The organism is Streptomyces sp. NPDC050161 (genome assembly GCF_044460025.1).
Classification (GTDB): Bacteria; Actinomycetota; Actinomycetes; order Streptomycetales; family Streptomycetaceae; genus Streptomyces.
Genome location: NZ_JBITJM010000040.1, coordinates 1 through 20,297 on the forward strand (window position 1 = coordinate 1; position 20,297 = coordinate 20,297).

General features: G+C 73.4%; 17 protein-coding genes and 1 riboswitch. Of the genes, 9 read left to right on the forward strand and 8 right to left on the reverse strand.

What is annotated here, in order from left to right; translation table 11 throughout:
• Together ACIBK8_RS34725 and ACIBK8_RS34730 are read right to left on the reverse strand one after the other, a co-directional pair.
• A partial coding sequence (locus tag ACIBK8_RS34725; protein WP_399046601.1) for a hypothetical protein occupies nucleotides 1-132 on the reverse strand: 132 nt, incomplete at its 3' end.
• A gap of 124 nt (nucleotides 133-256) precedes the next feature.
• Nucleotides 257-379, reverse strand: coding sequence for a hypothetical protein (locus ACIBK8_RS34730; protein ID WP_399046567.1), 123 nt, complete (start codon nucleotides 377-379; stop codon nucleotides 257-259).
• Nucleotides 380-502: 123 nt separating this feature from the next.
• Here ACIBK8_RS34730 and ACIBK8_RS34735 point away from each other — a divergent pair, with 123 nt between their 5' ends.
• Nucleotides 503-1,273 (forward strand): IclR family transcriptional regulator, encoded by a 771-nt coding sequence (locus ACIBK8_RS34735; protein ID WP_399046568.1) that lies wholly within the window; start codon nucleotides 503-505, stop codon nucleotides 1,271-1,273.
• A gap of 359 nt (nucleotides 1,274-1,632) precedes the next feature.
• Here ACIBK8_RS34735 and ACIBK8_RS34740 read toward each other — a convergent pair whose 3' ends face one another.
• From ACIBK8_RS34740 to ACIBK8_RS34750, 3 genes are all read right to left on the reverse strand, one after another.
• On the reverse strand, nucleotides 1,633-2,043 hold the full coding sequence (locus ACIBK8_RS34740; RefSeq protein ID WP_399046569.1) for an SH3 domain-containing protein: 411 nt from the start codon (nucleotides 2,041-2,043) through the stop codon (nucleotides 1,633-1,635).
• 473 nt (nucleotides 2,044-2,516) lie between these two features.
• Complete coding sequence (locus tag ACIBK8_RS34745) at nucleotides 2,517-2,705, reverse strand: hypothetical protein (RefSeq protein ID WP_393682161.1); 189 nt, start codon at nucleotides 2,703-2,705, stop codon at nucleotides 2,517-2,519.
• Nucleotides 2,706-2,948: 243 nt separating this feature from the next.
• Nucleotides 2,949-3,881: a DUF6777 domain-containing protein gene (locus tag ACIBK8_RS34750; RefSeq protein ID WP_399046571.1), complete on the reverse strand. Its 933-nt coding sequence runs from the start codon at nucleotides 3,879-3,881 to the stop codon at nucleotides 2,949-2,951.
• Between the two features lie 367 nt (nucleotides 3,882-4,248).
• Between ACIBK8_RS34750 and ACIBK8_RS34755 the strand changes: the two genes are divergently transcribed.
• The 3 genes from ACIBK8_RS34755 to ACIBK8_RS34765 all read left to right on the forward strand — a co-directional run bounded on the left by ACIBK8_RS34755 (nucleotide 4,249) and on the right by ACIBK8_RS34765 (nucleotide 7,150).
• Nucleotides 4,249-5,076: a GntR family transcriptional regulator gene (locus tag ACIBK8_RS34755; protein ID WP_399046573.1), complete on the forward strand. Its 828-nt coding sequence runs from the start codon at nucleotides 4,249-4,251 to the stop codon at nucleotides 5,074-5,076.
• Complete coding sequence (locus ACIBK8_RS34760; protein ID WP_399046575.1) at nucleotides 5,069-6,625, forward strand: MFS transporter; 1,557 nt, start codon at nucleotides 5,069-5,071, stop codon at nucleotides 6,623-6,625. The genes ACIBK8_RS34755 and ACIBK8_RS34760 overlap by 8 nt, the downstream gene beginning before the upstream one ends.
• 123 nt (nucleotides 6,626-6,748) lie before the next feature.
• Nucleotides 6,749-7,150: a VOC family protein gene (locus ACIBK8_RS34765; protein WP_399046577.1), complete on the forward strand. Its 402-nt coding sequence runs from the start codon at nucleotides 6,749-6,751 to the stop codon at nucleotides 7,148-7,150.
• A gap of 76 nt (nucleotides 7,151-7,226) precedes the next feature.
• Here ACIBK8_RS34765 and ACIBK8_RS34770 read toward each other — a convergent pair whose 3' ends face one another.
• Nucleotides 7,227-7,631 carry a MerR family transcriptional regulator gene (locus tag ACIBK8_RS34770; RefSeq protein ID WP_399046579.1) on the reverse strand — a complete coding sequence of 135 codons (405 nt, stop codon included), beginning with the start codon at nucleotides 7,629-7,631 and terminating at the stop codon, nucleotides 7,227-7,229.
• A gap of 319 nt (nucleotides 7,632-7,950) precedes the next feature.
• Between ACIBK8_RS34770 and ACIBK8_RS34775 the strand changes: the two genes are divergently transcribed.
• The 3 genes from ACIBK8_RS34775 to ACIBK8_RS34785 all read left to right on the forward strand — a co-directional run bounded on the left by ACIBK8_RS34775 (nucleotide 7,951) and on the right by ACIBK8_RS34785 (nucleotide 13,762).
• Nucleotides 7,951-9,423 (forward strand): SulP family inorganic anion transporter, encoded by a 1,473-nt coding sequence (locus tag ACIBK8_RS34775; RefSeq protein ID WP_399046603.1) that lies wholly within the window; start codon nucleotides 7,951-7,953, stop codon nucleotides 9,421-9,423.
• 638 nt (nucleotides 9,424-10,061) lie between these two features.
• Complete coding sequence (locus tag ACIBK8_RS34780; protein ID WP_399046580.1) at nucleotides 10,062-12,530, forward strand: glycosyltransferase; 2,469 nt, start codon at nucleotides 10,062-10,064, stop codon at nucleotides 12,528-12,530.
• Nucleotides 12,527-13,762: an acyltransferase family protein gene (locus tag ACIBK8_RS34785; protein WP_399046582.1), complete on the forward strand. Its 1,236-nt coding sequence runs from the start codon at nucleotides 12,527-12,529 to the stop codon at nucleotides 13,760-13,762. The genes ACIBK8_RS34780 and ACIBK8_RS34785 overlap by 4 nt, the downstream gene beginning before the upstream one ends.
• A 76-nt stretch (nucleotides 13,763-13,838) precedes the next feature.
• Here ACIBK8_RS34785 and metE read toward each other — a convergent pair whose 3' ends face one another.
• Together metE and ACIBK8_RS34795 are read right to left on the reverse strand one after the other, a co-directional pair.
• Nucleotides 13,839-16,202 (reverse strand): 5-methyltetrahydropteroyltriglutamate--homocysteine S-methyltransferase, encoded by a 2,364-nt coding sequence (gene metE / locus ACIBK8_RS34790; protein ID WP_399046584.1) that lies wholly within the window; start codon nucleotides 16,200-16,202, stop codon nucleotides 13,839-13,841.
• 169 nt (nucleotides 16,203-16,371) lie between these two features.
• Nucleotides 16,372-16,555, reverse strand: a riboswitch (cobalamin riboswitch).
• Nucleotides 16,556-16,604: 49 nt separating this feature from the next.
• A complete protein-coding gene (locus ACIBK8_RS34795) occupies nucleotides 16,605-17,897 on the reverse strand; it encodes an MFS transporter (RefSeq protein WP_399046586.1) in 1,293 nt (430 codons plus the stop codon).
• 71 nt (nucleotides 17,898-17,968) lie between these two features.
• Here ACIBK8_RS34795 and ACIBK8_RS34800 point away from each other — a divergent pair, with 71 nt between their 5' ends.
• Together ACIBK8_RS34800 and rsgA are read left to right on the forward strand one after the other, a co-directional pair.
• Nucleotides 17,969-18,781, forward strand: coding sequence for a helix-turn-helix domain-containing protein (locus ACIBK8_RS34800; RefSeq protein WP_399046587.1), 813 nt, complete (start codon nucleotides 17,969-17,971; stop codon nucleotides 18,779-18,781).
• A gap of 281 nt (nucleotides 18,782-19,062) precedes the next feature.
• On the forward strand, nucleotides 19,063-20,247 hold the full coding sequence (gene rsgA / locus ACIBK8_RS34805) for a ribosome small subunit-dependent GTPase A (RefSeq protein WP_399046588.1): 1,185 nt from the start codon (nucleotides 19,063-19,065) through the stop codon (nucleotides 20,245-20,247).
• Nucleotides 20,248-20,297 lie beyond the last annotated feature (50 nt).

Sequence of the window (20,297 nt, forward strand, 5' to 3'; positions counted from 1 at the left end):
CAACTTCTCCGGATGCTCAGCCACCTCCGGATCCAAGTTGTTCTGCAACATCCGCAACGCAGCCTCCTGCTGCCACCCCAAGGTGTTCAGCTGCGAGCCACGTGAAGCGCGTACCGGGCGTGCACCGTTCATGGTGAGTCCTTTTCTGTGATCGGACGGCCGGAGGTCGAACATCCGGGAAAGGGAAGGGAGTTGGGGGAGGGAAGTGAGGGTCAGCGCAGCGGGCCGGTGGCGAGCGTCGACAGGCGCAGCAGCATCAGCGCGCGGATGACCTCTTCTGCTGCGCCGCCGGGGACAGCGCCACGCCGGCGCCTTCGCGGGCGACGGATACGACATCCTCGGGGGAGAGCGCACCGACGTCTACGAGAACTTGTGCCATGCGTCTATGAAGCGCCAGCTCAGAGCGGCTCTGCCAGACCCGCCGACGCTATTGTGTCTGGTATCCGAGACACGTCGGGGCCGGACGGCCGTCTGGTGTCCCAGACAGCGGTAGCGTCACGGCATGTCCATCGTGCCCGCGGCGGCCCAGGTGCTGGCCGTACTGCGCTACCTCGCCCGACAGGCGGGACCGGTCCCGGCCGCCGTCATCAGCCGCGACGTGGGGCTGCCGCGCTCCACCACGTACCACCTCCTCGACACCCTCGTGCACGACGGTTTCGTGGTGCACCTGGCGGAGGAACGGCGCTACGGTCTGGGCGTCAGCGCCTTCGAACTCGGCTCCGGCTACAGCCGCCAGGCGCCGTTCCAGCGGCTGGCCCGGGTGCCGCTCGCCGCACTGGTGGACCGCACCGGACACAGCGCCCACCTCGCCGTGCTGCACGGCCGTGAGGTCATCTACGTCATCGAGGAACGGGCGCTCGGCCGCCCGCCGCTGGTCACCGAGGTCGGCGTCCGGCTGCCCGCCCACCTGACGGCCAGCGGCCGGGCGATGCTGGCCCGGCTGCCGCGCGCGCAAGTACGGGCGCTGTTCCCCGACCCGTCCGCGTTCGTGGAACGCACCGGCACCGGGCCCGGATCGCTGTCCGCGCTGCACCAACTGCTCGTCGCGGTCAGGCGCCGCGGCTACGCGACGGAGGAGGGCGAGGTCACCGCCGGCTTCTCATCGGTCGCGGCACCGGTGCTCGACCACGGAGCGCACCCGATCGCCGGAGTGGCGGCGACCTTCCCCGCCGCGGAGGTGGACGCCGAACAGCGCGCCGAGATCGCCGAGCAAGTGGCGCGCACCGCCCGCGAACTGACCCTGCGCGTCGGCGGGACACCGGCCGGCCCGTAGTCGACCGGCGGAGAAGGAGGTCCCGGGACGCGCACCCGAACCGACCGGCCACGTACGGGCGTTGATACATCGTTCAGCAAATGGCAAGCGGCTGCCGCCACGCTCTTTTCACGGGCCCCCGCGGAGCGTCACGGGGGGCGGGGGTCCGGCCAGGCACGGGGGGTGCCGGCGCGGATGCCGTCCCGCACGGGGGAAGGGACGGCAGCCGCGCCGGGGCCGGGAACTGCCCGGTGTGCGCACGGCGGGGGACGGGCGCACCCGGAGCGGCCCGGCACGCGGCGGCCCGGCATCCGGACGAACCGGATGCCGGGCCGTTGTGCGCGGTCCTGCGGTGCGCCGCGGTGGTGCGCCGCGGCCGGTCAGCCCCGGGCGCCCGGGTGCGCGGCGCCGGCGGTGTTCAGGCTCCGCTGGACGGCCTTGCAGTACGGCACGACGCCGGCGTTGACGACGTACTTGGCCGACACCCAGGCCGCACGGTCACGGAGCAGGTACCACACCTCGTTGCCGCCGACGTTCTGCGCGCGGACCTTGCAGCGCAGCCCGACCTGGGCGTTCTGAGCGAGGAAGCCCTTGCCGGACGAGTCCATGCTGGGGTACTGACGCTGGTTCAGGCCGGTGTGTGCGACGACCGTGCCGTACGGCCCGGCGGGAGCTGCCTGGGCCGGGGCCGCGCCGAGCAGAGTGGTGCCGAGGGCGACGGCCGCGGCGAGCGCGCCCGCACCGGTGAGGATCTTCGTGCCGCGGGCCGCGGGGATGCCGGTCATGGACATGGGGCTCTCCTGTTCTTGACGCGCAATGACGCCCATTGACGCGTGGGGGACATTACGCCCGAAGTGCCCTATTAATTCGTCGAAACCACGGTGAGGGAGCCGATCGTGTGATAGTGCGGACGGCCTTCCGGCGTGCCCTCCGGCGTGCCCCCCGCCCCCTTCCGGCGTGCCCCCCGCCCCCTCCCCCCTCTCCCCCTACGGGGGAGGGGGCGGGGGTGGGTTCGGGGGTGGGGGGAGTGCCGCTCCGCCCGCCCGCCTGCCGCGTCGGCCCGCCTGCCTGCCCCGTCGGTCCGCCCGCCCGCCTGCCCCGTCGGTCCGCCCGCCTCGCTCCGCCCCCAACGCCTCGCTCCGCCCCCAACGCCGTGCTCCGCCCCCAACGCCATGCCCCGCCCCCAACGCCATGCCCCGCCCCCAACGCCATGCTCCGCCCCCGGGGCACGGCAGCCCGGGGAGCGGAGCACGTCAGCTACGGCTCACGGCAGGTAGCGCTCGATGGCGGCGGCCCCTTTCTCGTTGATCAGGCGCCGTGCCCATTCCAAGTTCTGGGGGCTGGGCTCACGCCCTGAGGCCCGCACCACATCCTCGGCGTCGAACGGCCGCTCGCCGCCCGTGAACAGCTCTTTCGGCCGCGCCGTGGTCGACCCGTCGTCGTCCTTGCTCACGGATCCTCCTCTTCCGGCCCTTTCGACGCCCGCCTGCTCACGCCTACTCGCGGCCGACGCTCACCTTGGGTCTCTCCATCATGCTGCGGACCCCGCCGGTCCGCACGGCGCTGGTCCGCCCACCGGGACGGGCCCCGCCGCCGCGCGGCGCGGAAAAGCCCTGGTGGGCGCCGGAGAACTGCTGTCAGGGAGCCGGTGGGAGGCGCCGCCGGGAGCACCCGTGCCGTCGTCCCGGTGCCGCCTTCAGGCTCCGGGGGCCGGGGCGCCGGCCGGCTCAGCCGTCGGGCGGTCGGTCGCGCCTGTGGTGCCGCGCGGGCGCGTGAACCACCGGCCCGTGGCGGGGTCGACGAGGACGAAGGCGTCCACCACGGCCGACGTCTGCTGCACCACCACCACGTCCGACGGGCGGAACGCGGGCCACGGCTCACCGGCCGTCGCCGGAGTGTTCTTGAGCGCCACCGGCGGGGTCAGCGGATTGCCGCACGCGCAGCGCACCCGCGGCAGCCCGTGCGCGTCCACCAGGACCGCGGTCCCGGCCTGGAGCACCGACTGGTAGGCGAACGGCTCGCCGCCCGCGAAGCCGTGGTTGGTGACCCGGGTGTCCCTGCGCAGCACCACGGGCGTGAGCGCGCGCAGGTAGCCGGGCACCGCCGCGTCGTCGATCCCCGCGATGTCGCCGAAGGCGGTGGTCTTCGCCCGGTTGACGGTGAGGTGGCGGACCTGCTGCGCCACGTCGCAGCTCGCGGCGCCACTGCGGCCGGCGTACAGGCCGGGCGACGAGCCCTGGACGCTGCGGACGTCGTCGCCGTCGCCGGGCGGGGCGGCCGGGGGAGCGGACGGCGGGGACGCCCCGGCCGACGCGGCCGTCGAATCCGTGAAGGGGTCGGGTCCTGGCGCCGTGGCCGGCTGGAGCAGGACCTCGCCGGAGCCGGGGAGTGCGCCCTCCTCGTGGTCCGGCCGGGTGAGGAAGACGGTCAGGACGGTCACGGCGGCGAGGACGGCGACGGCCACGGCGAGCCGGGCGGACGGCCACCACCACGGCTGCCGGGCGCCGGGGCCCCGCCCCGCCCGGCCGACGGGGCGGCCCTTGCCGGAACCGGCGCTGCCCCGTCGCCCCGCGGACGGGTCGGCGGGCGGCCCCGGCGGGTCGCTGTCAGGCGGTGGTGGCGAGGTCACGGGCCCTTCTTCCGATCTCCGGCGTCCGGCGGGCGAGCCGTTCGGCACAGCGAACTTTGCCCCGGATTGCCGCCGCACGCACCATTTCCTGCCCGCGGCCCGCACTCTCCGCAAGCGGGCGCAACGGCCGCGCCCGCACCGCGCGGCACCGCATCCGGGCGCCCCGTCCCCCGCACGGTGGCGGAACGCACCACCCCGCGCCGCCTTTCGGCACGTCGGAGCGTTTTCGCAGGTCAGGATGGGTGGCGTAACGTCGCCGAAACATCACCGGCCTAGCGTGGGCAGCCGCCGGACACCGGGTGGGGAGCCGCTGACGCGGTGGCCGCCGCGGTCCGGCCGCCCCTGCTCCCCACCGTGCGGAGATGCGATGACCAGGCCGTCCACCGGCCCGCGACACCCCCAGGAGAGCGCCGGACGACCGCCGTCGCCGGGCCGCCGCCCGCGGGCCGACCGGGCGCGTCAGGTCGCCGAGGTGCTGCGCCACCAGATCGCGTCCGGCGCGTTCCCCTCCGGGATGCTGCCCGACGAGCGCCGGCTGATCGGCGACTTCGGCGTCTCGCGGAACACTGTGCGCGAGGCGCTGCGGCTGCTCCGCGACGACGGCGCCGTCGAACGCCGCCAGGGCGTCGGCACCGTCATCACGCACCGCACCTACGAGCACGGCCTGCACCGGCTCACCGGCCTCGCCGAGACGCTGGCCTCGCACGGCGAGGTCGGCAACGAGGTGCGGGCGGCCGAGGTGGTCAGGGCGCCCGCGGACGTCGCGCGCAGGCTCGGCGTGCCCGAGGGCGGGCAGGTGGTGTACATCGAACGGCTCCGCTCGCTGGGCGGGCTGCCGCTCTCGCTCGACCTGACGTATCTGCCGGTCGACATCGGACTGCCGCTGCTGGACGCCGACCTGTCCTGCCGCGACCTGTTCGCGCTGATCGAGCAGTCGCCGGCCGGGCCGCTCGGCTCGGCGAGCCTCGCCGTGCACGCGGTGAACGCCGACGCGCCCACCGCGTCGCTGCTCGGCGTGGAGCGGGGCGCCGCCGTGTTCACCGTCGAGCGGCTCACCAGGCTGCCCGGCGGGCGCCCCGTCGACCTGGAATTCCTCCGCATCCGCGGCGACCGGCTCGCGTTCCGGGCCGAGTTGGGGCGCGCCGCCGCACCGGAACGCGCGCCGTACGGGGACGGGGGAGGCCACGGTGACTGAGCTGCCGCGGCCCGTCTCCGGGCCGGTCCCGGCGCGGGCCGCGGGCCCGCGCGGGGCGCTTGCGGGGGACACCGGCCACCCCACCCGTGCCACCGTCGCGGTGATGGGCCTGTGCGTGACGCTGGTCGTCGGCATGGTCTCCGCCGTCAATCTCGCCATCCCGGCCCTGTCCCGCAGTGCGCTGCGGCCGTCGGCCGCCGAGGTGGTGTGGGTGGTGGACGGCTACGTCGTGCTCTTCGCCTGCCTGCTCATCCCCGGCGGCGCGCTCGCCGACCGGATCGGCCGCAAGGGCACCCTGCTGGGCGGGATGGCCCTGTTCACCGCGGGGTGCGCGCTGTGTGCGACGGCGCCGGGGGTCGACGTCGTGATCGCCGGGCGGATGCTCAGCGGGGTGGGCGCGGCGGCCGTGCTGCCCACGACGCTTGCCCTGCTGGTGGACGGCGCGCCGCCGGAGCGGAGGCCCAAACTGGTGGCGGTCTGGGCGTCGATGACGGGCATGGCGGCGGTCCTGGGCAACGTCGGCGGCGGCGCGGCGCTGGAGACCGGTTCCTGGCGCGCCCTCTTCTGGTGCGTCGTCCCGCCGGCGGTACTGGCCTTGATCCTGGTGGCGCGCTGCGCCCCGGCCCAGCCGCCCCGCGACCGCCCGGTGTCCCCGCTGTCGGCCGCGCTCCTGACGGCCGGATTCCTGGCCCTGCTGGCCGGGGTCGTCGCCGCCCCGCAGCAGGGCTGGGGCAGCCCGCGGGTCATCGGCGCGTTCGCCGGCGCCTGCCTGCTGCTCGGCGGGTGGGTGCGGTACGAGCTGCGGCATCCACGGCCCATGCTCGACCCCCGGCTGTTCACGCTCCCCGCGGTGCGCGCGGGCGCCCTCGGCATGGTGCTGGTCTTCGTCGGGATGTTCGGCCTCTTCTACGTCAACGGCCAGTACCTGCAATACGTGAAGGGGTATTCGCCGCTCGGCGCCGGACTGCGGCTGCTGCCGATGGCGGCGGCGTTGCTGCTCGCGCCGCGGGCCGCGGTACGGCTCGAAGCGCGGCTGGGCCCGCGCCGGACGGTGGCCTGCGGCCTGCTGGTGCTGGCCGCAGGCCCCGCGACCGTCGCGACCGTCGGCGTGCACACCCCGTACGCCCTCTACGCCCTGGGCGCCACCCTCACCGCGGCCGGCTGCGGCCTCGCCACCCCGCTGCTGTCGCACGCCATGCTCTCGGCGCTGCCCGCGCACCGGGCGGGTGTCGGATCCGGGCTGCAGAGCCTGGCCCGTGAACTGGGCAGCGCGCTGGGCGCCGCCCTCAGCGGCACGCTGGTCGCGGCGGTCTTCGTGACCCGGTTGCCGCCGCGGCTGCGCGGCCCGGACGCGCCCACCACCGTCGCCGCGGCCGAACGCGCGGCGGGCGGTGCCTCGCACCCGGCCGTCCTGACCGCCTTCACCGATGCGCTCGATGTGACGATGACCGTCCTCACGCTGGTCATCGTGGCGGTCGGCGCCCTGGTGGTCCTCTGGTATCCGGGCGCGGGCCGTGCGGACAACGAGGGGGCGGGGGAGGGGACTTGAGCCGTATTCGGCGTGACAGTCCGGCGGGCCCGGCCTATGCTCAGCCGCACGGCATCGCGTGTCGGTCACCGTCCGGGTGAGGCATGGAGGCGCCGTGAGTATGCCTTGCGGAGGCATTCCACCATGTCAGTCGAGTTGAATCACACCATCGTTCACGCCCGGGACAACCGGGAATCCGCCGAGTTCCTCGCCCACATCCTGGGCCTCGAAGTCGGCGTGGAGGCGGGCCCGTTCGTCCCGGTCGACACCGCCAACGGCGTCACCCTGGACTTCGCCACCGTGCCCGACAGCGCGCTCGCCCTCCAGCACTACGCGTTCCTGGTCTCCGACGCGGAGTTCGACGCGGCCTTCGAGCGGATCAGGCAGGCGGGGCTCGCCTACTCCGCCGACCCGCAGCGCAAGCTGGTCGGGGAGATCAACCACCATCACGGCGGGCGGGGCGTGTACTTCATGGATCCCGCGGGTCACGGCCTGGAGATCATCACCCGTCCCTACGGGAGCGCTCCCGAGCAGCCGGCGGGGTGAGGCGGCACCGGCCGGGGCTGCGGGCCCCGGCCGGTGTCCGTCCGGCCCGCGGGGCGTCCGGCCACGGGATGACCGGTTACGGCGCGGGGATCCTCGTCAGCCGCTCGTGCAGTGTCGCCGCGAACTCCTCGGCCCGTGCCAGCTGGGTGCGCAGGTCCGCCACCCGCCGCTGCGCGGCCTCCTCGAAGCCGCCGACCCGCTCCAGCAGCAGCGTGCGTTCGTCGGCGGAGAGGCCGTCGCCGGAGTCGAGCCGGTCGGTCGCCGCCAGCAGTTCCCGCATCTCGTCCAGGGAGAAGCCGAGCGGCTTCATCCGGCGGATCACCATCAGGCGGGCCACGTCGGACTCGGTGTAGAGCCGGAAGCCGCCCTGGGAGCGGGCGGAGGGGATGACCAGGCCGGTCTCCTCGTAGTGCCGGATGGTGCGCAGCGACAGCTCGGTCCGCGCGGCCACTTCGCCGATCTGCATGTGCTCGCTGCTCACGCGGGCGCCTTTCTCGTCACTCCGGCCGGTGCCGCGGGAAGCGGACGGCCACGATCTCTACTCTAACGTTAGGGTAGGGTGCGGTTCGTGGGGCACGGCTGTGCCGCACCCGCGGCAGGTCGCGCACGTGACCGCCGCCGTGCCGCGACCCTACCGGGCCCGGTGCCGCGGCCCGTCCGACGTCTTCCGTCCGCCGCCCGCGGGCGATCCGCGGGATGCCGCCCGGTCTTCCGCGCCCTCGCACGCCCCGCGGTGACACCGGGGCTGCCCGAGCACGACAGGTTCCGCTTCCTTGCCCTCTTCCGCCCTGTCCTCCCGCATGCGGCTGCGCGGCAGCCGCCCGCCGTGGCTGTCCCCGAAGGTCTTCCGCACCGAGGTGCTGGCCGGTCTGGTCGTCGGTCTTGCGCTGATTCCCGAGGCGATCTCCTTCTCGGTCATCGCCGGCGTGGACCCGAAGGTCGGGCTGTTCGCCGCCTGCACGATGGCGATGGTGATCGCCTTCGCCGGCGGCCGGCCGGCGATGATCTCCGCGTCCACCGGAGCGGTCGCCCTGGTCGTCGCACCCGTCGCCCGCGAGCACGGTCTCGGCTACCTGATCGCGACGGTCATCCTGGCCGGTGTCTTCCAGATCGCCCTCGGTGCGCTGGGGGTCGCCAAGCTGATGCGCTTCGTGCCGCGCTCGGTGATGGTCGGCTTCGTCAACGCGCTGGGCATTCTGCTGTTCCTGGCCCAGGTCCCCAACCTGCGCGACGTGCCGTGGGCGGTGTATCCGCTGGTCGTGGCCGGTCTGGCGCTCATGGTGCTGTTCCCGCGGATCACCAGGGCGGTGCCCGCGCCGCTGGTGGCCATCGTGATCCTGACCGTCATCACCGTCGCCGCCGGCATCGCCGTGCCCACCGTCGGCGACAAGGGCAAGCTGCCGTCGTCGCTGCCGGTGCCGGGGCTGCCGGACGTGCCGTTCAGCTGGCACACGCTGTCCGTCATCGCGCCCTACGCGCTGGCGATGGCCGTGGTCGGTCTGATGGAGACGCTGATGACGGCCAAGCTGGTGGACGACCTCACCGACACCCGCTCCAACAAGACCCGTGAGTCCATCGGGCAGGGCATCGCCAACATCGTCACCGGCTTCTTCGGCGGGATGGGCGGCTGCGCCATGATCGGCCAGACCATGATCAACGTGAAGAACGGCGCGCGGACCAGGCTGTCCACCTTCCTCGCCGGATTCTTCCTGCTCATCCTGTGCATCGTGCTCGGCCCCGTGGTCTCCGAGATCCCGATGGCGGCGCTGGTCGCGGTGATGGTCCTGGTCTCCTTCGGCACCTTCGACTGGCACTCCGTCAAGCCCGCCACCCTCAAGCGGATGCCGGTCGGCGAGACCGCCGTCATGGTCATCACCGTCGCCGTGGTCGTGGCGACCGGCAACCTGTCCATCGGCGTCATCGTCGGCACCCTCACCGCGATGGCCGTCTTCGCCCGCCGCGTCGCGCACCTCGTCCACGTCACCTCGGTCACCGACCCGGACGGCGGGCAGGTCGTGTACTCCGTCACCGGCGCCCTCTTCTTCGCCTCGTCCAACGACCTGGTCGGGCAGTTCGACTACGCGGGCGACCCGGACGCGGTGGTCATCGACCTCTCCGCCGCGCACGTCTGGGACGCCTCGTCCGTGGCCGCCCTGGACGCCGTCACGGCCAAGTACCGACAGCGCGGCAAGGACGTGGAGATCGTCGGCCTCAACCCGCCGAGCGCCGCGATGCACGGCACGCTCAGCGGCGAACTCACCGGCAAGGGATGAGAGTTGGCCGCCCGGCAGGGGGCGGCCCGCTCCCGCTCCGCCGATACCCGCCCATCAACGCCCTTACGGAGCACAGCCGGTGTACCGGTGCGTACCGGGCGGCCGGGGCGGTGCGGGGTAGCAGGATGCCGGGACGTAATGAGAGCGTTACGCAGATGAAGGTGCAGCGTCACAGTGATCCCTGAGGCTCGTGTTGCCGGCCGGACCTAGGTCCTGTCGGTGCATCACCACATCCGGTCCTCCCCCCACAATCCGATCAGGATGGGACCTCTCATATGCGAACACCGCTCAGCCGCGCTCCCGTGCGGCGAGGGCTGCCCCGTGCGCCACTCGCCACCGCGGAGCCGACCGTGCAGAAGCGGCGGCCGTCCGCCGTTACATTTGTCATGTATTGGACAGGGAAGACGGGTGCAGTGCGGCACCCGTCGATCCCCGACACCGCGCCGCCGTACGCGCAGGCGAGACCGTGCGGGTGACCCCCACCTCCCCGACGGATCGGTAACGGCCGCAGTTCCCGCTGCGCCACCGATGAACACGCCTCCCGTGCACGGCAGTTGAGGCGAACCGCTCCGCAGCGCCGGATTCCCGGCGAAGGACCGGTCCGCCCCTGCCCCCGTGGCAAGAAAGGACCCTCACCGGTGCTCACTTCGCACCCCGCACACACCCCCGAATCCCCCGTGGCCCTGCTGGACGACGGCCAGGAAGACGGCCCCCACACCCCCACCGCGCCCGACGGCACCCCGAGCGCCGCCGCGCCGCCCACCACCGGCCACGTCCTCGTCGTCGGCACCCCGGGCCCCCGCATCGACCGGCTCACCAGGACCCTGCGCGCCACCGGCCACGACGTCAGCCACGCCGCGCCCGGCGGGATCGGACGGCAGGTCGGCCAGGCACCGCCGGACGCCATCGTCGCCCTGGACGAACAGCCGGGTCACACCGCGGCCGACGGCCAGGACCACGACCCGCGCGCCGGACTCGACGTCATCCGCGAGATACGCACCGCACCCGCCGGACGGGCCCTGCCGCTCCTCATGGTCACCGAAGCCCCCGGCAGCGCCGGCGTCGTCGACATGCTGCGGCACGGCGCCGACGACTGCATACCGGAAGGCTCCGACCCCGTCGAGCTGTCCGCCAGGATCGAGGCGAAGCTGCGCCGCCTCCCGGTCCCCGTCGAGAACCTGCTGCTCGACCCGCGCACCGGCCTCTACTCCCACCCGCACTTCGTCGACGAACTCGACCGCGAGCTGCAACGGCCCGAGGCGAGCCGGAGCGGCGGCGTGGTCGCGGTGGTCGGCGTCGCCGAGATGCGCGCACTCGAAGCCCGCCTCGGCCCACGGGTACGCCGGGAGATCGCCGAACGGCTGGCCGGGGTGGTCCACGGGGTATCCCCGGCTCCAACGGAGTCGAGAGCCTGGAACGGGCTCGGCAGCTTCTGCGACCGCCTCGGCTGGGACGAGGACGGCCACCTGCTGATGCTGCTGCCCGGAGTCGACGGGGAGACGGCGCGCCGCAGCCTGGAGAAGTTCGCCGCGAGTGTCGCCGGCACCCGGTTCGTCGTCGCCGACGAGAACGTCCGGCTGACCCCGGCCATCGGCTGGCTGCCACTGGCCGAATGCCCCGACGGCGGCGCGGGACTGCGGCAGGCGGGCGACGCGGTGACGGAGGCGCTCCGCCACCGTGACCTGCGGCCGGTCCGCTACGCCCGCTGGATGCGCGGCAGCACCGACCACCGCCGCCGGCGCCCGCTCGGCTCGCTCATCCGCCCGCTGCTGTCCGCGCTCTCCCCGGCGATCGTCCTGCTCCTCGGCGTCGCGGTGCCCTTCGTGCTCTACCGGCAGACCTACGCGCTGGGCTGGGACCTCGGCTCGGCGATGTACTGGGTGGTGGTCGCGGGACTCGTGCTGTCCGCCCTGCTGATCGTCCTGGAATGCCTCTTCTCGCTGGACGCGCAGGCCAGGCCCGAAAAACCCGGGGCGCCGTACCCGCCGGCCAGCGCCGTCATCGCCGCCTACCTGCCCAACGAGGCGGCCACCATCGTCGAGACCGTCGAATCGTTCCTGCGCCTGGACTACCCCGGCGAGCTGGAGATCGTGCTCGCGTACAACACACCGCACCCGCTGCCCGTCGAGGACACCCTGCGCACCATCGCCCGCCGCGACCCGCGCCTGGTGCTGCTCCCGGTCATCGGCAGCACATCGAAGGCGCAGAACGTCAACGCGGCGGTCACCCGGGTACGCGGCGAGTTCGTCGGCATCTTCGACGCCGACCACCACCCGGCACCGACCGCCTTCCGCGACGCCTGGCACTGGCTGTCCAACGGCTACGACGTGGTCCAGGGCCACTGCGTGATCCGCAACGGCGACAGCTCCCGGGTCGCCAAGCTGGTGGCGGTGGAGTTCGAGGCGATCTACGCGGTCAGCCACCCCGGCAGGACCCGGCTGTACGGCTTCGGCGTCTTCGGCGGCTCGAACGGCTTCTGGCGCACCGACCTGCTCGCCCGCACCCGGATGCACGGTTCGATGCTGACCGAGGACATCGACTCGACGCTGCGGGCGCTCGGCGAGGGCGCCAGGTTCGCCGTCGACCGCACCCTGCTCTCCCGCGAACTGGCGCCCACCACACTCAAGGCGCTGTGGAACCAGCGCTCCCGCTGGGCACAGGGCTGGCTCCAGGTCTCGCTCAAACACCTGTGGCACGGGCTGCGTTCGCCCGCCTTCACCGCCCGCCAGAAGCTCGGCCTGCTCGTCCTGCTCGGCTGGCGCGAGGTGCAGCCGTGGCTGACCCTCCAGATCCTGCCGATCCTCGCGTACTCCGCCTGGCGGGCCGGCGGCCTGACGCACCTCGACTGGGCGGTGCCGGTCTGCCTCCTGGCCATGCTCCTCACCGTGGCGGCAGGACCCGTGCAGGCGCTCTTCGCCTGGCGGCTCGCGGTGCCCGAACTGCGCGGCCGTAGCCCGTGGTTCTGGTCGTACCTGCTCGTCTCGACCGTCTTCTACAGCCACTTCAAGAACATGGTGGCCCGGCAGGCCCACCTCAAAGAGGCGCTGGGCGACCGGCAGTGGCGGGTCACCCCGCGCGCGGCGGTCAAGGCGGTGGCGCGGCGATGAGCACCGAAACCGCCACCCGCCCCCCGGCGGCCCCGGCACGCCCGCCCGAGGGCGCACCGGCCCGCAGCCGTGCGTCCGACATCGACGGTCTGCGCGGCCTGGCGGCGCTGAGCACGCTGATCTTCCACGTCTGGCAGCAGTACTACCGCTACGACGCGGCCGGCAGCCACCCGCCGGTGGACAACCCGCTGATCGGCGCCGCCTTCTCGTTCGAGATCATCGACCTGTTCTTCGTGATGTCGGCGTACCTGCTGACGCTGTCCTACGCCCGCGCGGCGATCGACGGACGCTCGATCAGGCCCGCCCGGGTCTTCCTCTTCCGGCGCGCGATCCGGATCCTGCCGCTGTACGTCCTCGCGGTGCTCGTGGTCTGGGCGAGCCGCAACCCGACGCTGCCGGGCGACTGGCGTGATCTGGCCGAACACCTCACCTTCACGCACGTCTTCGACCAGCACCGGATCTTCTACACCCTCGGCCCCACCTGGTCACTGTCCCTGGAGGTCTGCTTCTACCTCGTCCTGGTGGCGATCGGGCCGCTGGCGGTACGCGCCTGCCGCCCGCTGCGGCAGCGGCGGACCCGGGTGGCGGTGTGCGCGGCGGGCTGCCTGGCGCTGTACGCCGTGCCGTTCGCCTGGATCGCCGTCGCCCACTACGGGTACGGCGTGCCGCACACCGACTGGGCGGTCTACTTCGGCCCGCAGGCCAGGTTCGGCGGCTTCGCGGCCGGGATGGGGCTCGCCGTGCTGATGGCCGCGCTGGGGGAGCGGGGCCGCCTCGGCAGGCGCGTCGCGCTGCCGCTCTGCGCCGCCGCCGTCGCCGGTCTGTACTGCCTGTCGCTGTTCTCCACCCCGGAGAACGCCGCCTTCACCTTCTACCACCCGCTGACCTCGGGGCTGTGGCTGCTGCTGCTCTTCGGCACCGTGCACGTACGGCGGAAGAGCCTCTGGAACCGGATGCTGACGGCCCGTTGGCTCTCCGCCGTGGGCCTGGTCAGCTACAGCCTCTTCATCTGGCACGAGCCGGTCATGCTCCAGCTCCACAAGGCGGGACTGCTCCCCACCGACCAGGCGGGCTTCCTGCCGGCGCTGCTGATCGTGGCGGCCGTCGCGCTGCCGGTCGCGGCGCTCAGCTACTGGCTGCTGGAGTACCCGGCGAGCCTGCTGGGCCGCCTCAAGGACTCCCGTGGCCGCCCCCGGGACTTCTACCCGGAAGCGGCCCGCCAGGCGTCGTAGCAACCGGCGTCCCGGACAAGGGAGTTGCGCGCCTCCGGGCCCTGTGAACCGCACAGGACCCGGAGGCGCGGGTGTGTCAGGAGGCCGTGCCGGACAGCCCGCCGCGCACCGTACGGGCGGCGGTGACGAGGTTCTCCAGCGAGGTGCGGACCTCGGCCCAGCCGCGGGTCTTCAGGCCGCAGTCCGGATTGACCCACAGCCGCTCGGGGGGAATGGCCCCAAGTCCCTTGCGCAGCAGCGCGGTCACCTCGTCGGTGTCCGGGATGCGGGGCGAGTGGATGTCGTAGACGCCGGGCCCGGCCTCGCGCGGGTAGCCGTGTGCGGCCAGTTCGCGGGCGACCTGCATGTGGGAGCGGGCGGCTTCGAGGCTGATGACGTCCGCGTCGAGGTCGTCGATGGCCTGGACGATGTCGCCGAACTCCGCGTAGCACATGTGGGTGTGGATCTGGGTGTCGGGGCGCACCCCGCCGGTGGTCAGCCGGAACGCCTCGGTGGACCAGGCCAGGTAGGCGGCGCGGTCAGCGGCCCGCAGCGGCAGCGTCTCGCGCAGCGCGGGCTCGTCGACCTGGATCACCGAGGTGCCGTTCGCCTCCAGGTCGTTCACCTCGTCGCGCAGTGCCAGCGCCACCTGGCGTGCGGTGTCGCCGAGCGGCTGGTCGTCGCGGACGAAGGACCAGGCGAGCATGGTGACAGGGCCGGTGAGCATGCCCTTGACCGGCCGGTCGGTGACCGACTGGGCGTACGTCGTCCACCGGACCGTCATCGGCTCGGGCCGCGAGATGTCGCCGGCCAGGATCGGCGGCCTGACGTAGCGGGTGCCGTAGGACTGGACCCAGCCGTGCCGGGTGGCGAGGTAGCCGGTGAGCTGCTCGGCGAAGTACTGGACCATGTCGTTGCGTTCCGGCTCGCCGTGCACCAGGACGTCGATCCCGGCCTTCTCCTGGAAGGCCAGTACCTCGCGGATCTCCGTCGCGATCCGCTCCTCGTACGCGGCGGAGTCGATCCGCCCGGCGCGCAGGTCGGCGCGGGCCGTGCGCAACTCGGCGGTCTGCGGGAACGAGCCGATGGTGGTGGTCGGCAGCAGCGGAAGCCCGAGGTGGGAGCGCTGGGCGGCGGCACGGTCGGGGTACGGCGCCGAGCGGTGGACGTCCGCGTCGGTGACGGCGGCGGCGCGGGCGCGTACGGCCGGGTCGTGGGTGAGGGCGGAGTGGGCCCGGGAGGACAGGTCGGCGCGGTTCGCGGCGAGTTCGGCGGCGATGGTGTCGGTGCCCTGCGACAGGCCCCGTGCCAGCGTCACCAGCTCCGCGGTCTTCTGTTTGGCGAAGGCCAGCCAGCGGACGATCTGCGGGTCGATGTCGCGTTCGGCGGCGGCGTCGAGCGGCACGTGCAGGAGGGAGCAGGACGCGGCCACGTCGACCCGGTCGGCGAGGCCGAGCAGGGTGCCGAGGGTGGACAGCGACTTCTCCAGGTCGTTGATCCAGATGTTGCGGCCGTTGACCACTCCGGCCACCAGGCGCTTGCCGGGCAGCCCGCCGACGGCCGCCAGCGCGTCGAGGTTGGCAGCCGCCGCGTCGGTGAAGTCGAGCGCCAGGCCGTCCACCGGCGCCTTGGCCAGGACGGGCAGGGCGTCTCCCAGGCGGTCGAAGTAGGAGGCGACCAGCAGCTTCGGGCGGTCGGTGAGCGCACCCAGATCGCGGTAGGCGCGGGCGGCTGCGTTCAGTTCGGCCGGCGTGCGGTCCTGCACCAGGGCCGGCTCGTCCAGCTGCACCCAGTCGGCGCCCGCGGCCCGCAGGTCACCGAGCACCTCGGCGTAGACGGGCAGCAGCCGGTCGAGCAGGGTCAGCGGCTCGAAGCCGGCGTCGACGCCGGGCGCGGGCTTGGCCAGCAGCAGATAAGTGACCGGGCCGACCAGGACCGGGCGCCCGGTCAGGCCCAGCGCGGCGGCCTCCTTGAACTCGGCGACCTGCCGCGTGGAGTCCGCGGCGAAGACCGTATCGGGCCCCAACTCCGGCACCAGATAGTGGTAGTTGGTGTCGAACCACTTGGTCATCTCCAGCGGCGCCACCTCCTGGTTGCCGCGGGCCATCGCGAAGTAGACGTCAATGGGGCATCCCCTGCTCGAACGAAGCTGAGAGCTTGGGGAAAGGTCGGCGGCCACCGCGCCCCGGTGGCGGGCGGGGATCGCGCCGACCATGACGCTGGTGTCCAGCACGTGGTCGTAGTACGAGAAGTCGCCGGTGGGCACCTCGTCGATGCCGGCGTCGGCCAGCTGCTGCCAGTGGTGGCGGCGCAGCCCGGCCGCCGTGCCGCGCAGCGCGTCGGCGCTGACCTGGCCCTTCCAGTAGCCCTCGATGGCCTTCTTCAGTTCCCGGTGCTGACCCTGGCGGGGGTAGCCGTGCACGGTGGCCCGTGCTGCCGCGGCTGCGGACTTGCTGGTCACGGAACTCTCCTTCGCGAGTGTCTCTCCATGCGACCCCGGTGTGGTCACGGGCGCGAAGGGTGCCGAACCCGGCGGACGGCGCCCAACGCGCCTGTGCCCGCCTGATTACGTACGCCGACCCGCCCACGAGGTCACCGGGATCACCGCGCACGAGGCCGCGCGCGGGCAGTGGCAGGTCTTCGGACTCACGGGCACGTCTGCCTCGGGCAGACACCTACTGGCCGTCGCTTCCCGGCCCCGTTCGGGGCCAGTGCGTATGACGGCGGTCGTTCCCGTTCACCGCTGCGGGGCAGTCCCGGATTCCCACCGGGTTCCCTCTTGCGACGCGCCTGCCTGGCGGACAGGGCGAACCAGCTGCACCGCCCAGCCTATGGGCTCGGCCGGGGATCCGGACAGTGCCGATCAGATGCCGGAACGTGAGGTGGGACACCCGCTGCCCGGCAGCAGTCCGACGAGCAGGCCGGCCAGTGCCGCGGCGGTGCCGGTGGCGACCACCGCGGGCCAGCCGCCCGCCGCCCAGGCCAGCGTCCCGCACAGCGACCCGAGGGCGATCCCCAGGAAACGGAAGGTGAAGTAGAGGGTGTTGAGACGGTTGTGGATGGCCGGTTCGAGGGTGAACAGGGCCGCCTGACAGGCCGCTTGGCTGCCCCAGACACCGACGTCCAGGACGATCACCCCGGCGGTCAGCCACCACAGATCGCCGCCGCCCGGCAGCAGGAGCAGCCAGCCCGCGATGACCAGGCCGAGCAGGGCGGCCAGCGCGCCGCGGCGGCCGATGCGGTCGGCCAGCCGCCCGGCGTACGGGGAGGCGAGCGCGCTGGCCGCGGCCACCAGGCCGAACAGACCGATCCCGGTCGGGCCCAGCCGGAAGTGCTGCTGGAGCAGGAACGTCAGCGTCGTCCAGAAGGCGCCGAACGCGATCCCCACCAGCGCCCCGGAGACCGTGATCAGCCGGACCAGCGGGAGGGTGCGGAAGAGCCGCGGGAGTGAGGCGAGCGTGGCGCGGTAGGGGGCGGTGCCGGTCGCCGGGACGGACGGCAGCGCCCGCCGCAGCACGAGGACGAGCAGCAGGGTGAGCACACAGGAACAGCCGTACACGGCGCGCCACCCGGCGAGTTCGGCGAAGGAACCGGAGTAGGCGCGGGAGGCGAGCACCCCCACCAGCAGCCCGCCCTGCACGGTGCCGATGATGCGCCCGCGGCCCGTGCCCGGCTTGCCGGCCCCGCCGTCCGCCCGGTCGGCCAGGGCCACCGCGAGCGGCGTGACCAGCTGCGGGACCGGCGACAGCAGGCCCACGGCGAAGCTCGCGACGATCAGGCACCACACCGAAGGGGACACCGCGCACACGGCGAGCGCCAGGGCGGAGGCCGTGCCCAGCCAGAGGATCAGCCGCCGCCTGTCGTGACTGTCGCCCGCAGGTACCAGCAGCAAGATGCCCGCCGCGTACCCGAGTTGGGTGGCGGTGGGGACGGCCCCGAGAGTGTCGGGATCCGCGCCCAGGGATGCAGCCACCGCGCCCAGCAGCGGCTGGTTGAGATAGACGTTGGCCGCCGTGACGGCGCTGGTGGCCGCCAGCAGCCAGATCAGCGCCCGGCCCGGCCCGGGGATCCCGGGCGCGGGCAACGCCGCCGTGCCGCCGCCGCGACGGAAGCGGGGCCGGTACCTGACAGGGGGAGGGGAGGAGGAATCGCTCACATGACCCGACGCTAAGCCGCCGCCTCCCGGCATACTTTCGTTGTCCTGCCATCGTCTGTCGAGAATGTGCCATGTACGGAAAGAGCGAGCACCGCGACGACTACCAGCACGTTCCGAGGCCGCTCGCCGCGATGGCACGCGACCTCCCCGACGGCCATCACATCCCGCCGCACCACCACCGGCGCGCCCAGCTGATCTACGGCACCACCGGGGCCATCACCGTCGCCACCGACTACGGCCTGTGGGTGGCACCCGCCACCCGCGGTGTCTGGATCCCGGCCGGCCTGACCCACGCGATGACCTGCGCGGGCGCCGTCGCCATGCGCACCCTCTACCTCCTGCCGCAGGCCGTCGGACAGCTGCCGAAGACCCCCACCGTCGTCGCGGTCTCCCCGCTGCTGCGCGAACTCATCGACGAGGCGACCCGCATCCCCCTCGTGTACGACCGCGACGGCAGGGACGGCAAGGTCATGGAGCTGCTGTTGCTCCAGCTCGTCCCGCACCCGGTCCCCGCGCTGCACCTGCCGGCGCCTGACGACCCCCGGCTCGACGCGCTCTGCGAGGCGATCAGGCGGGATCCGGGCGACCGCTGGACGACCGCGGACGCCGCGGCCGTCGCCCACCTGAGCCCGCGCACCCTGCACCGCAGGTTCACCGCGGCGACGGGGATGAGCCCGGCCCACTGGGTGCAGCAGGCCAGGCTCGTCCGCGCGGTCACCCTGCTCGCCACGGGCACCCCGGTCACGGCCGTCGCCGCCCGCCTCGGCTACGCCACCCCCAGCGCCTTCACCGCGATGTTCCGCCGCGCCCTCGGCACCACCCCCACGGCCTACTTCGCCGACCGCGCGGGCCGGGCAGCCGCCGACGGGCCGGGCGACCGCTGACCGGGCCGGGCGACCGCTGACGGCGGCCTCCGCGAAAATCGTTGGTGCCTTCGTCGGCGGCCGGGCTACGGTGAAGCCGTTCCGCACGGAGGCCGCCATCCGGCCGCCGTGCCAGGCCGTGAACGGACCAGGAGGTGTGACCGATGACTGTGGTGACAACGGGCGCTGCCCGTACCCGGAAGAGCATCAGTTCCGCTTCCGTGGCCTCCGGCTGAGACTTCGACCCTTTCCTTCCCCCGCGTCGCGCGGGGTGCCGGGGCCGCCCTTGTGAAGGGTTTCCCTTGAATTTCCTGTCTGCTTCACCGGACACGCCGGCCCGCACGCTGTCTTCGTACGGCTGGGACGACGGATTCGCGCAGAGTTTCCTCCCCCACGCCGGGCAGGGGTACGTGCCCGGCCGCATCATCCGCGTGGACCGCGGGCGGGTGGACGCCGTCGTGGCCGACGGCGACGGCGTCCGCACCGTCCTCGCCGACACCGCGCTGGTGGCGACCGGCGACCCGATGCGGGTGCCGTGCACCGGCGACTGGGCGCTGATCGACCTGGAGAACGGCCTGAGCGGCGAGCATGTCGACGGTGTCGTACGGGAGTTGCTGCCCCGGCGGACGGCGTTCGTGCGGTCCACCTCGTCGAAGCGCTCCGAGGGCCAGGTGCTGGCCGCGAACGTCGACACCATCGTCATCTGCGTCTCCCTCGCGGACCAGATGGACCTCGGGCGCATCGAGCGGTTCCTGTCGCTCGCGCTGTCCGGATCCGGCGCGCAGGAGACCGGCGGCCACCGGGAACTGTCCTGGGAAGGCGGCGCCCAGCCCTTGGTCGTGCTCACCAAGACGGACCTCGTCGACGATCCGGACGGTGTCGGGCACCTCGTCGCCGACGCCGCGGGCACCGCACCGGGCGTGCAGGTCCTGGCCGTCAGCGCCGAGACGGGCGAGGGGGTCGACGTGCTGGCCGCCGTGCTGTCCGGCGGCACGTCGGTGCTGGTGGGACGGTCGGGCGCGGGCAAGTCCACGCTGGCCAACGCGCTCGCGGGCCGTGCCGTGCAGGACGTCCAGGCGATCCGGGACCGGGACGGCAAGGGCCGGCACACCACCACGACCCGCGACCTGCTGCCGCTGGCGTCGGGCGGCGTGCTGATCGACACACCGGGGCTGCGCGGCGTCGGCATGTGGGACGCGCAGGACGGCATCGGCCGGACCTTCGCGGACGTCGAGGAGCTGGCGCGGGAGTGCCGCTTCCACGACTGCGCGCACGAGGCCGAGCCCGGCTGCGCCGTCCTGGCGGCGGTGGACGACGGGACGCTGCCGCAGCGCCGTCTGGACAGCTACCGCAAGCTGCTGCGCGAGAACCAGCGGATCGTGGCGAAGACCGACGCCAGGCTGCGGGCCGCCATCCGCCGCGACTGGCGGCAGAAGCAGGCGCTGGGCCGCCACATGATGGAGCGGAAACGCGGGACCGGGGGCTGAGCGGACGGTCCGGGTGCGACGTCCGATTTCCGCCGGTCGGCGGGGCGCGG